Source organism: Enterococcus ratti (assembly GCF_001886195.1).
In the GTDB taxonomy this organism is placed as follows: Bacteria; Bacillota; Bacilli; order Lactobacillales; family Enterococcaceae; genus Enterococcus_B; species Enterococcus_B ratti.
Genome location: NZ_JXLB01000001.1, coordinates 167387 through 178889, shown reverse-complemented (window position 1 = coordinate 178889; position 11503 = coordinate 167387). Strand labels below are relative to the sequence as shown.

Genomic DNA, 11503 nt, shown 5'->3' with positions numbered 1-11503 from the left:
ACCCTTTTGAAGGGTGGTTATGATTTTAATGAAACGTTGAATATAACAGATTTTATAAAAATAATTTCAATATTTTTTTAGATACTCCCAAAGCGTAAGGAATTATGCTACAATCCCTTTATAAAAAGGAGGTATCTAGATTAATTGTGAAAAATAATTTTTTGACAACTGTTTATTTGTAAAAGAAATAACAAATTATTTAGTTATCTAAATAAATCTTGATAATGATAGAAGAAATAGTTGAAAAAAGAGAGTTAAAAAACGAAAACAAAAGTACGTGCGTTTTTCCATTTGTTTTTCTTTTTTTGCTCTTCTTTATCAAGCAAATTAAGATGTTAGGAGTACTAAATATGAACATAAGTTTATTCATCGTTTTACTAATACAAATCAGTAGTATTACTTTAGTAGTGGGTTATTTAGGAAACTTTCTTCAAAATAAAAAATATTTATTCTTTTCTGCGGTAAGTATTTGCACTTATTTATTTTTATATGAACAAGTAAATATTATAGCGACTATTTTATTATGGTGTATGTTATGTCTGTTAGTTTATTGGCTCACCCAGTGTGTGTATTCGTCCTTATTTTATCCTTCATTAACTTTATTCATTTATATTTTTTCGGATAATACTGCAACCTATCTCTATAGTCTTTTTAATATGAAATTAAGTTTATTTTTACTCGTGCTTCTTGGAGCAATTTATTTTTTATTTATCAGTTACGGTGTGAAAAAGCTTTTGTTAAAAAAGATCGTTCATGATAAAGAGCGTTTAAAAATTGCGACCTACGTCTTTGTTTTTACCACTATTATTTATTTTGCTTTCATATGTGCGGAACGTTTTCCATTTCTTATGCAGCACATAAATCTCGCAAATGAAGTATTTATCATTCTTTACGGTGTTATGTCGACTTTAATCTTTCTTACTATGCTTTTTATAAAAAAGAAAGAATTTGAAACGAGAGAGCAACAAAAAGAAATGAAATATTTGATTGAGTATAGTGAGCAGATTGAAAAGAATTATACAGAATTACTAAAATTCAGACATGACTATAAAAATATTTTAATTTCTTTGGAAGACTATATTCAAACCAATGATATGCAAGGATTGCAACGTTACTTTTATGAGAGTATTAAAGCGACAAAAACAATTTTTGAGCCAAATAATTTTGATAGTCATTCTATATCCAATCTTAAGATTAAAGAATTGAAAAGTATTATTTTAAGTAAGTTGTATGTGGCTAGTCAAAAAGGAATCGAAGTAAAAATTGTGGTGCCAGAAGCAATTACTCATGTGGATCTTCCTCCAGTAATTTTAATTCGAATGTTAGGAATTATTTTGGATAACGCAATTGAAGAGTCTATTTGTATCGATGCGCCTAAAATCGAATTGATGATCATCAAACAAGAAAACTGCCATAGCTTTGTATTGATCAATCAATGCAAGCCGAATATTCCTAAACTACATGAACTAAAAAGGATTCATTTCACAACGAAAAAAGGTAATCAGGGATTAGGACTTACTACTTTGGACGAACTGGTTCGTTCTCATGAGAATGTATTTTTAGAAACTAAAATCGCAAGTGAACAATTTATTCAAATCATTACTATTCATGAAAAGAGGAAAGAACGATGCTAAAAATATTTGTCTGTGATGACGAAATTGTTCATCAAAATAAAATAACAAGAATTATAAAAAATTATCTTTTAATGAAAGATTATGACATCCACTTTCAACTTGCTACGCAAGACCCGAAGGCGATTCTTTCTTATATTTCAAAAAATAAAACAGAAGGAATCTATTTTTTAGATATTGATTTGAATGCAAATTTAAATGGCATTGAATTGGGAAAAAAGATTAGAGAATATGACCCAACGGCAAAAATTATTTTTGTCACTACTTATACTGATTTGGCGTATTTAACCTTTTTATATAAAGTAGAAGCGCTTGACTATATCATTAAAGACAATGAAGAAACATTGCAAAAAAAGATCACGGATTGTATTGATATTGCGCTTGAAAGATATTTAAATACTGCACTAGAAACACGTCCACAAATCTGGATAAAAAGCGGACCAACCGATATAAAATTATACGTAGATGAAATTTTGTATTTTGAATCCAGTCCAACACCTCATAAACTTATTGTCCATTTAGATAATCGGATGATTGAATTTATGGGTAAAATTAAAGAAGTCGAAAGCCTCAATGATCATTTTTGCCGTTGCCATCAATCGTTTGTAGTCAATTTAAGCAACGTGAAGGAAATTAATAAAAAAGAACGAATGGCTACGATGGTAAATGGCGCAAAATGTTTAGTTTCTACTAGACATGTAAAAAAATTAGTGAAAAGATTTGAAGAAAAGACTAAATAATTCCACGATAGTTTTCATTTTACGCACTTTTGATAAAATACCCAACATTTTTGAAAAAAACGACTTTAATGTTAAAAAATAACTATAATAAGGGTAAAGGGAGCGAATGAAATGTCAGAAGAATATGTTTCTTTAGAAGAAAGAATTTCAAAAAATATCAGTAAAAAAATTGGAGAAAAATTACAATTGTCAGAACTTGAGATAGCTAAAATAGAATATGGGTTATCAATTTTATTTGTGGATATGTTTAAATTACTTTTTATTTATGCCGCTGCATTTTTACTTCATATCGCAATAGAAGTATTGATTACTCATCTATCGTTTATGGTAGTTAGAAAGACAACCCAAAGCTATCATGCAAGCAACAGTACAGTGTGTACAATATTAAGTATTCTTTTCCTTGTAATTTTACCGTTTCTAGCCACTTATTTTGCATTTGACATTACTAGAAGCACTTTTTCGATCATTACATTAATTCTTTGTGGGATTTTGGGATTTAAAGGAGTGGCGATTGCACAAAAACGCGTAAAATTTTTTTACAACGGTAAAATACGAATGATTTGTATGAGTTTTTTTCTGATGGTGATCGGCTTGATTCAACCAAGCGATCGTATTCGGACATTGATATTTTTAGGCATGGCAATTGCTACCCTTTTAATGTTTATAAAAAAAATTGAAAGGAGAAAGTAAAATGTTCAAAAATTTAAAATTCAAACACTTTAAATTCTTACAATTTATTTCAACTGTTGCGATAGCTGTTGCTACACAAGCAATTGCTTCACAACATACTTGTACTTTGGCAGTTTATGAGCCAAAAATGCCTGAAGCACTAAAAAAAGAAATGACGAAGTAAGAAAAAAAGAAAAAAGATAGTTCCTTGTAGGAGCTATCTTTTTTTGCACTAATAATCTAATGTAATGAAATTTCTAATAAGTTGCCATTTTCTTATTTTCGTAAAGAACGTGATTTTTTAAAAGCTCTCCTTGCTAAAATCAATGGAGATATTTGTAGTGCTTCTTTCTTTTTTCTCCATTTTTATTTACCCAATTTCAGTCTAGATACATATAAAAACATGTTAATTTTTTTCAGGAACATGCAGTTTGATTGATTAAAAAAATAAGTAGCAATTATTATTTTAAAAAACTCTTTTAAATACAAAACTACACAATTATTATGAAAATATTATAATAATTGTGTAGTTTTGTAATAATAACTGAGCATTATCTTTGCATTTTTTAATGTAGACTACTATCATTTAAATATACCCAATAGAAAAATGATAAAAAACTATAGGGTAGAAATGTTATTTATGAATGGTCGCTAGGATGTCTTTTAAAGGTTATTTTGTTGGAAGCGTTTTGATAGCGGACAGGAGAAGTAACAAATGGTCAAATAGGAGGTGGAGAATGAATAAAGGGTGGAAGATTATCGGTATTCTAGTAAGTTTATTCTTGCTGTTGGTGCTTTTAGGGGTTGTATTCATCAATGTACCTTATCTTATGCCACAACAATTGGAACGCTTACGATTTTTTGTCGCAACCAATAACTATTTTCAATACTATTTATTTTGGGCAGCGGTCGTATTTGCTATACTTGTGCTTATTTTATTATTCGTGGTTCTTTTTTATCCAAAGTCAAAAGGAACATTTGTCTTAAAACAAAATACAGGACAATTGACTTTAGATAAAAAAGCAATCGAAGGATTAGTTCGATCACAGCTGCATGAAGAAGAGTTTGTAAGTACGCCAAGAATACGGGTACGTTCAACTAAGAACAAAATTTACGTACATGTTAAAGGAGATTTAAAACGAACCTCTTCACTTATTGGGAAAACCAGCATGTTGATGCAAGACATTGAACGACAAGTGAAACGAGTACTTGGTACCGAACAAAATATTGCTGTAGCTGTCACTTACAGTGGCTACGAGCATGATGATCGGAAAGCTTACAAGCATGCTCGAGTAGAATAGGAGGGGCTTAAACATGAAAGAATTATTTTCTACCTACAAGCTTCCTATCATCTTCGGGGGCCTTGGTTTATTGCTGGCTGTATTATGGATAGCTGTTGGATTTTTTAAAACACTTCTAATCATAATCATGACTGCAATTGGCGTAGGAATCGGTTTTTATTTAAAAGAAACAAAAATTTTTGCTCATTTTTTTAAATCTTAGGAGGAAGCAACTATGGAAAACAAAGAAATCAAATCTACCAGTTCAATGACAGCTAATCACAATCACATTGAAAAAGGCGAGTTAACGTATGAAGATAAAGTAATTCAAAAAATTATCGGCTATGCACTAAAAGATGTAGATGGATTATTAACATTAGATGGGGGATTTTTCTCCAATATAGCAGAAAAATTAGTGAATACGGACAATGTGACGGCTGGAATTAATGCAGAAGTGGGAAAAAAACAAGTGGCAGTTGACCTAGACGTGGTCGTTGAATATGGAAAAGATATTGAAAACATCTATGATCAAATTAAAGAATTGATTAGCCGAGAAGTAAATGAAATGACGCATTTAGATGTAATAGAAGTTAATGTAAATGTGGTTGATATCAAGACACAAGAAGAATATGAAAAAGATCAAGAAACGGTTCAAGACAAGGTCACAGGTGCAGCTAAATCAACCGGACAATTTGCTTCAAAACAAACAGATAAAGCAAAAGCGGCGATGAGTAAAGGAACGCAAAAAGTGAAAGCCTCAACAGAACCACGAGTGCAATAATTTGTAAAAAAAAGAATGGGGAGGAACAAAAAATGGGATTTATTTGGTCATTAATCGTTGGTGGAGTAATCGGAGCAATTGCAGGAGCAATTACAAATAAAGGGTCATCAATGGGAATTATCGCAAACGTGGTTGCTGGGTTAGTTGGTTCAGCAATTGGTCAAGCAATACTAGGCACATGGGGACCAAGTATCGGCGGCATGGCAATTATTCCGTCATTAATCGGTGCAATCATTTTAGTTATCGTAGTTTCCTTCTTTGCACGTAAATTATAAAAGCCGTTCATCAGTAACAAAACAGGACAAAAAAGTTGAGACAGTGCAGTAGCTGCCTCAACTTTTTTGTCGCCAAAATAAGTTTATTATAATTAAATTATGTAAACATAAAAGAATTCAATGGGAAAATACAACATTTCTATCTATTTATTCCGAAAAGTGAAAGAAAAAACATTAATAAATTTTCCTAAAAATAATAATATCAAACTTTTTTCATATAAATGAATTGAAAAAAAGCAAAAAGAAGCGTACCATTAAACTTTGTAAAAAATAAAAATCATAGACTTTCTTACAATAAAATAAAGGTGTTCATTGTAACCAAGAGCGGAGGAATAACATGAGACGAAGTGAGAAACATCACAAGAAAAAAACAGGCATTTATGTAGTCACCGTCGCCGTATTAATAATTGCTGCAAGCGGCGGATATTATTACTATCAAAAAACACAAGAAGCTCAAGCCATTTCTATGAGTAAAAAGACGATCCAGCAATTTTTAGATCATTTAAACGATGGATCATATGAACAAGCCATGAATTTGACGCAAGTGGATGCAACAAGGAAAAATATGCTTTCTAAAAAAGAAGCTTTAGAAAAATATCAAAATATTTACGGAGCAGCAAATGTCAAAGGATTAACACTCTCTGAATTGAAAATCACAAAAAAAGGGAAGGAAACCTATTCATTTTCTTATAAAGCAAAAATGAATACAAGTTTAGGTGAATTAAAAAATCTTTCTTATAAAGGAACTTTATCCAAAAATCAGGAAAAAATGTTGATTAATTGGCAGCCAGATCTTATCTTCCCACAAATGAAAGAAACCGACAAAGTCAGCCTAACCAGTGAAGAAGCAAAAAGAGGCGACATTTTAGATAGAAATGGACAAGCACTTGCAACGACAGGTAAATTGAAACAAGTAGGTGTCGTTGTAGGCAAATTAGGAGAAGGAGCAGAGAAAACTGCCAACGTTCAAGCAATTGCTCAGGCTTTTAAGCTTTCAGAAGAGGAAATCAATCAAGCTATTTCTCAAAGCTGGGTACAGCCAGATTATTTTGTTCCATTAAAAATTATTGAAGGACAAACGCCTACTTTGCCAAACGGTGCAGCAATTCAAGAAATTGCAGGTCGTACCTATCCTTTAGGCGCAGCGGCAGCTCAATTAGTCGGATACGTCGGCGATATCTCAGCAGAAGACATTCAAAATAATGCAGCACTAAGTAGCAACGGAAAAATCGGCCGCTCGGGATTAGAAAGAACTTTTGATAAAGAATTAAGAGGAACAAACGGTGGAAAATTGACGATTACCGATTCAAAAGGAATAGAAAAACAAGTTTTAATTGATCAAAAGGTAAAAAACGGTCGTGACATTCAACTCACAATTGATTCACAAGCTCAAAAGATCGCTTTTAATCGTTTGAATGATCAAGCAGGTTCTACGGTCGTAACTTCGCCAAAAACAGGTGATTTATTAGTGCTGGCTAGTTCTCCAAGTTATGATCCGAATAAAATGACCAATGGCATTTCTCAAAAAGATTATCAAGCATATGTAGAAAATAAAGAACAACCATTTATTAGCCGTTTTGCGACCGACTACGCTCCCGGATCAACCTTTAAAATGATTACTGCGGCCATCGGTTTAGATAATCATGCAATTGATCCAAATGAAGTCGTAACGATCAACGGCTTGAAATGGCAAAAAGACAGTTCATGGGGTTCTTATCAGGTAACACGAGTCAGTGATGTAACGCAAGTTGATTTGAAAAACGCATTGGTTTATTCTGACAATATCTATATGGCACAAGCAACCTTAAAAATGGGCGAAAAAGCTTTTCGTGCAGGTTTAAACAAATTTATTTTTGGTGAAAAGTTAGATGTACCAGTTTCTATGACTCCTGCGCAAATTTCCAACAAAGATAGTTTTCATTCAGAAATTTTACTAGCAGATACGGGTTATGGACAAGGAGAATTATTAATTAATCCTATCCAACAAGTGACGATGTATTCAGTCTTTGCCAATAAAGGCAGCCTTGTTTATCCTAAATTAGTGATGAATAAAGAAAGAAAAGAAAAACGTCATTAGTGAAGCAGCCGTTCAAACACTTTTACCTGATTTGAAAGCTGTTGTCCAAGATCCTAACGGCACGGCTCATTCTTTAGCCTCATTAGGAATTTCTTTAGCTGCAAAAACAGGAACCGCAGAAATTAAAGAAAAACAAGATGAAAAAGGACAAGAAAACAGTTTCTTGTTTGCTATTAATCCTGATACTAATGGTTACTTGATGGTTAGTATGCTAGAAAATAAATCACAAGGAGATTCTGCGACAAACCATGCACCTGAATTGTTAAACTATTTGAATCAAAATTATCAATAAGTAAAAAATATACTAGCTACAAGAAGAGGCTGGAACAAAAAAGTTTAACCACGAGAAATATGTTTTAGAGCATGAAGTAAAAGTATTCTTTACTTCACGCTCTTCTTTTTTTGACAAGCTATCATTCATTTTTACATCGTTTCTTTTTTATACCCTCAGATTTTCGTTCATCTTAAAAAACAAAACTAATGAAAGACTTCTTCTTTTTTTAGTGAAGATAGAATTTTCCAAGCTGTTTTTTCATCTAAAAATAAATCAGTAAAGAAATTTCCCTTTAATGCGCCTAAACACGTTTCAGCTTTAAATTTGCTTTTACAAATACCAATTCGTTTAGGAATATCAAAGATTTCTTTTAATGAAAGACCAAACGTTTTATCATCTGATGAATGAATAAATTCTCCCTCAATGGTAAAAGGGCGCCCGTAAAGAAATCCTACTGCATCTCCCATATTTGGAAATAAAATTTTTCGATGTTTACTCCACGGTTCAACAGAATCAATGGAAGATAAAGTACCAATACCTGAAATTAACATATCTGCGCGAGCAGCAGTTGTCAAGGTAGCCGCTAAAGAAGGTTCCAATGACATCATTTCGCGAGCCGTGTCATTCATGACATATAAAGGAATGCTTAAAGTTAGATAAGCCGATTCATAGCGCTCGGCAGCTTTTTGAACCAAACGCATAGACCCTGCTAAGGAATTGTATTTTCCGATTTCACCGATAAATTGAGTAAAAATCAAAGTCTCTCGCGTACACATTTTAAATTGATCAATGACTTTATAAACGGTATCCCCCCAAGAAAGAGCAACAACCGCAGCTTTTTTTATAAATTCTTGGATATAATCAGCAGCAAATTTGGAAAAGAGTAGATCATGATGAGATAAATCTTCACTATTTTTTAAAATGTACGTATTTGTTTTAAAATGCCGTTTAAATATTTCTTCTAATTCATAATTTCTTGCATAAGGGGAATTTATGGAAATTGTAACCAGCTGTTTTTCACGTGCTTCTTCAATGTATTTTAATGCTTTATAGCGTGTGATTCCATATTTTTTTGCAATTTCACTAATATTAATATCCTCTAAGTAATAATCTTCACAAATTTTTACAAGGAGAGATTCATAATCTGAAAATTCTAAATCCATAGTGCAACTCCTTTTCAACAAACGATTTATCTACAGTATAGCAAGATATTCAAAGATATTCCAAAAAAGTATTTTTTAAAATATGAAAATAAAAAACTTATTTTTTAATATTTTAAATAAAAAGTGTTTGTTTTTTTAAAAATGATGATATAATCGATTTGTAAATAAAAAATTAAAAAGGAGTGAAAGAAGTGAAAGATGAAGTTTTAGAGATTCATCAACGCAATACTGGTGTTTTAAGTTTAGAAACGACTGAATCAGTTCATGACAAAAAAGACTTAGCGAAAATGTATACTCCCGGCGTTGCAAAGCTAAGCTTGATGATTGAAAAAAACCATGCTTTAGCGCGTGAACTAACTATTAGCGGCAAGTTAGTGGCAGTGATTACAGACGGTTCAGCGGTTTTAGGTTTGGGAAACGTCGGCAATCAAGCAGGGTTGCCAATTGTAGAAGGAAAAGCATTCCTTTATAAAAATTTGGCCGATGTAGATGCCATTCCCTTGGCCATTGAACAAAGAGAAGATATTTGTGCGCCCAAATGTTTTGAACTAGAAGAAAAATTGCAAGAAAGATTATCGATTCCTGTTTACCACGATGATCAAGAAGGCACTGCCATCGTAGTATTAGCCGGTTTAATCAATGCAGCAAAATTACAAGGCAAACCACTGACCGAACTACACGTATTAATTAACGGCATTGGCGCTTCAGGTGTTGCAACTGCTCGCTTGTTACTAGCCGCCGGCATAAAAAATTTAACGCTAGTCGATCAGCAAGGCGTATTGAAAAAAGAAGATAAAACATTAAATAAATACCAACGGGAGTTAGTCAATCAACTACCAAAAACAATCAAAAATGTTAGCGCTTTAAAAGAGGCGATTGTCGGACAAGACGTATTTATCGGATTATCAGTTGGAAACGTTTTAACGCCCACCATGATAAAAAAAATGAATGAAAAGCCCATTGTTTTTGCTTTAGCAAATCCAGTACCGGAAATTGATCCTGAAGTAGCAAAAAAAATCGGTGTCACTTTATTAGCTACTGGTTCGTCAAACTATCCCAATCAAGTCAACAACATCTTAGTTTTTCCCGGATTATTCAAAGGCTTATTGGCTGCAAAGGCAAATAAAGTAAACATTTCTTTGCAATATGAAGTAGCTAAAAGCTTAGCAGCTCTGCTAAGAGAACCAACACCTGAAAAATTCATCCCCAATGTTTTTGATCCCGATGTTACAGCTGTCGTTTCACAAGCAGTTTTAAATTTTATCCAAAAATTAAAAGAAAACGAGGACCCTTCTTATGCTAGCAAAACTAAATAAAATTAAAATTGGTTTTATTCCTTTCTCGCTTTACATTATTATGGCATTGGCTTATGCTGCAATGACAGCAACAAATATCGTGCCGGAAAAAGATATGTTGGTTGCATTAGGTATTATGACTGTTTTTGCTTATTTATTAGAAGAAATAGGAAAAAATATTCCTGTATTAAAAGACCTCGGCGGGAAGGTTTTAGTCGTCACATTTTTACCCGCTTTTCTTGTTTACAAACATTGGCTACCAGAAAGTACGGTAAAAGTTGTTTCTGATTTCATGGATAATAATAATTTCTTAATGTTTTTTATTACTTTACTTGTCGTCGGCAGCATTGCTTCAATGAACCGTCACACCTTAGTGAAAGCTACTTCTCGCATTATCGTCATTTTAATTTTATGTGATGTAATCGGTTCCTTAGTAGGAACCGGTGTCGGCATGCTACTTGGATTATCTGCTTGGAATACATACTTCTTTATTGTTGCGCCAATTATGGCTGGCGGAGTCGGTGAAGGAGCCATGCCTTTATCTATCGGTTATGCAGCAGTCATGTCTGGTATTGAACAAAATGATATTTTTGGCAGAATTTTGCCATGCGTGATGCTGGGGAGTTTAGTAGCGGTATTACTTTCTGGAATGTTAAGAAAAATCGGCGAGAAATATCCACAATTAAACGGCCATGGGAATTTAATTGACGGGGACGACGAGCATTTAGATAATTTAAAAGGAGCCGCCAAACCGATTAGTGTTGAAAAAACATTGTTAGCCGGTGTAGTAGCTATTACGATTTATTTTGCGGCGGTTTATGTCGAACATCTATTAAAAACAACACTGGGTTTTTCAATACCTTCACCCGTGATTTTATTAGTTTCATTAATGGGAGCAAAAATGTTAGGCTTTATTCCTAAAGAAATTGAAGAAGGTGGCAATTCGTTGTATGGATTTACCGTTCGTGGCATCACACCACCTTTATTATTTGGTGTTGGGGTAGCCAAAACTGATTGGCTAGAATTAATTGAAGTATTCAAAAGTCCAGCAACCATTTTAACTATTATTCTCACGGTCATCGCAATTGTGGCTACAGCTTTTATTGCCGCTAAAATCTTAAAAATGTATCCCATTGATACAGCAATTGCTGTTTCATGTTGCAGCGGACAAGGTGGAACAGGCGCTTTAGCAATTTTAGCCGCAGGCGATCGAATGGAATTAATGCCGTTTGCACAAGTAGCTGTTCGGCTAGGCGGCGCCATGACAGTAACATTTGCCATCTTTTTAATGGGACTGTTATCATAGTATAAAAAATGA

Annotated in this window: 11 protein-coding genes and 1 pseudogene; 11 read left to right on the top strand and 1 reads right to left on the bottom strand. The window is 33.0% G+C overall.

Annotated features, from left to right (window positions below; genetic code table 11):
* Positions 1 to 350: 350 nt before the first annotated feature.
* From RV14_RS00835 to pbp4, 9 genes and pseudogenes are all read left to right on the top strand, one after another.
* A complete protein-coding gene (locus RV14_RS00835) occupies positions 351 to 1634 on the top strand; it encodes a GHKL domain-containing protein (protein WP_071854466.1) in 1284 nt (427 codons plus the stop codon).
* Positions 1628 to 2371: a LytR/AlgR family response regulator transcription factor gene (locus RV14_RS00830; RefSeq protein ID WP_071854465.1), complete on the top strand. Its 744-nt coding sequence runs from the start codon at positions 1628 to 1630 to the stop codon at positions 2369 to 2371. The genes RV14_RS00835 and RV14_RS00830 overlap by 7 nt, the downstream gene beginning before the upstream one ends.
* A 111-nt stretch (positions 2372 to 2482) precedes the next feature.
* Entirely contained in the window at positions 2483 to 3061 is a 579-nt protein-coding gene (locus RV14_RS00825) for an accessory gene regulator B family protein (RefSeq protein ID WP_071854464.1), read from the top strand.
* Between the two features lies 1 nt (position 3062).
* Positions 3063 to 3224 (top strand): cyclic lactone autoinducer peptide, encoded by a 162-nt coding sequence (locus RV14_RS00820; RefSeq protein WP_071854463.1) that lies wholly within the window; start codon positions 3063 to 3065, stop codon positions 3222 to 3224.
* Between the two features lie 553 nt (positions 3225 to 3777).
* Positions 3778 to 4341, top strand: coding sequence for an alkaline shock response membrane anchor protein AmaP (gene amaP / locus RV14_RS00815; protein WP_071854462.1), 564 nt, complete (start codon positions 3778 to 3780; stop codon positions 4339 to 4341).
* Positions 4342 to 4354: 13 nt separating this feature from the next.
* The gene (locus tag RV14_RS00810; RefSeq protein ID WP_071854461.1) at positions 4355 to 4543 is read left to right on the top strand and encodes a DUF2273 domain-containing protein; all 189 of its coding nucleotides are present in this window, start codon (positions 4355 to 4357) and stop codon (positions 4541 to 4543) included.
* Between the two features lie 12 nt (positions 4544 to 4555).
* The gene (locus RV14_RS00805; RefSeq protein ID WP_071854460.1) at positions 4556 to 5101 is read left to right on the top strand and encodes an Asp23/Gls24 family envelope stress response protein; all 546 of its coding nucleotides are present in this window, start codon (positions 4556 to 4558) and stop codon (positions 5099 to 5101) included.
* A gap of 32 nt (positions 5102 to 5133) precedes the next feature.
* Positions 5134 to 5376 carry a GlsB/YeaQ/YmgE family stress response membrane protein gene (locus RV14_RS00800; protein WP_071854459.1) on the top strand — a complete coding sequence of 81 codons (243 nt, stop codon included), beginning with the start codon at positions 5134 to 5136 and terminating at the stop codon, positions 5374 to 5376.
* A 337-nt stretch (positions 5377 to 5713) separates the two neighbouring features.
* Positions 5714 to 7745 (top strand): annotated as a pseudogene (gene pbp4, locus RV14_RS00795) (penicillin-binding protein PBP4(5)).
* Between the two features lie 185 nt (positions 7746 to 7930).
* Here the strand turns inward: pbp4 and RV14_RS00790 are convergent.
* A complete protein-coding gene (locus tag RV14_RS00790; RefSeq protein WP_071854458.1) occupies positions 7931 to 8890 on the bottom strand; it encodes a sugar-binding transcriptional regulator in 960 nt (319 codons plus the stop codon).
* A gap of 191 nt (positions 8891 to 9081) precedes the next feature.
* On the opposite strand from RV14_RS00790, the gene RV14_RS00785 reads away from it, so the two are divergent.
* Both RV14_RS00785 and RV14_RS00780 read left to right on the top strand, forming a co-directional pair.
* A complete protein-coding gene (locus tag RV14_RS00785) occupies positions 9082 to 10206 on the top strand; it encodes an NAD(P)-dependent malic enzyme (protein WP_071854457.1) in 1125 nt (374 codons plus the stop codon).
* Positions 10187 to 11491, top strand: a complete 1305-nt coding sequence (locus RV14_RS00780; protein WP_071854456.1) for a 2-hydroxycarboxylate transporter family protein — start codon at positions 10187 to 10189, stop codon at positions 11489 to 11491. The genes RV14_RS00785 and RV14_RS00780 overlap by 20 nt, the downstream gene beginning before the upstream one ends.
* The last annotated feature ends 12 nt before the right edge of the window (positions 11492 to 11503 follow it).

Excerpts from the sequence above, each read along its gene's own strand:
- RV14_RS00835 (WP_071854466.1), top strand. The coding sequence starts at position 351 with ATGAACATAAGTTTATTCATCGTTTTACTAATACAAATCAGTAGTATT.
- RV14_RS00830 (WP_071854465.1), top strand. The coding sequence starts at position 1,628 with ATGCTAAAAATATTTGTCTGTGATGACGAAATTGTTCATCAAAATAAA.
- RV14_RS00825 (WP_071854464.1), top strand. The coding sequence starts at position 2,483 with ATGTCAGAAGAATATGTTTCTTTAGAAGAAAGAATTTCAAAAAATATC.
- RV14_RS00820 (WP_071854463.1), top strand. The coding sequence starts at position 3,063 with ATGTTCAAAAATTTAAAATTCAAACACTTTAAATTCTTACAATTTATT.
- amaP (WP_071854462.1), top strand. The coding sequence starts at position 3,778 with ATGAATAAAGGGTGGAAGATTATCGGTATTCTAGTAAGTTTATTCTTG.
- RV14_RS00810 (WP_071854461.1), top strand. The coding sequence starts at position 4,355 with ATGAAAGAATTATTTTCTACCTACAAGCTTCCTATCATCTTCGGGGGC.
- RV14_RS00805 (WP_071854460.1), top strand. The coding sequence starts at position 4,556 with ATGGAAAACAAAGAAATCAAATCTACCAGTTCAATGACAGCTAATCAC.
- RV14_RS00800 (WP_071854459.1), top strand. The coding sequence starts at position 5,134 with ATGGGATTTATTTGGTCATTAATCGTTGGTGGAGTAATCGGAGCAATT.
- RV14_RS00790 (WP_071854458.1), bottom strand. The coding sequence starts at position 8,890 with ATGGATTTAGAATTTTCAGATTATGAATCTCTCCTTGTAAAAATTTGT.
- RV14_RS00780 (WP_071854456.1), top strand. The coding sequence starts at position 10,187 with ATGCTAGCAAAACTAAATAAAATTAAAATTGGTTTTATTCCTTTCTCG.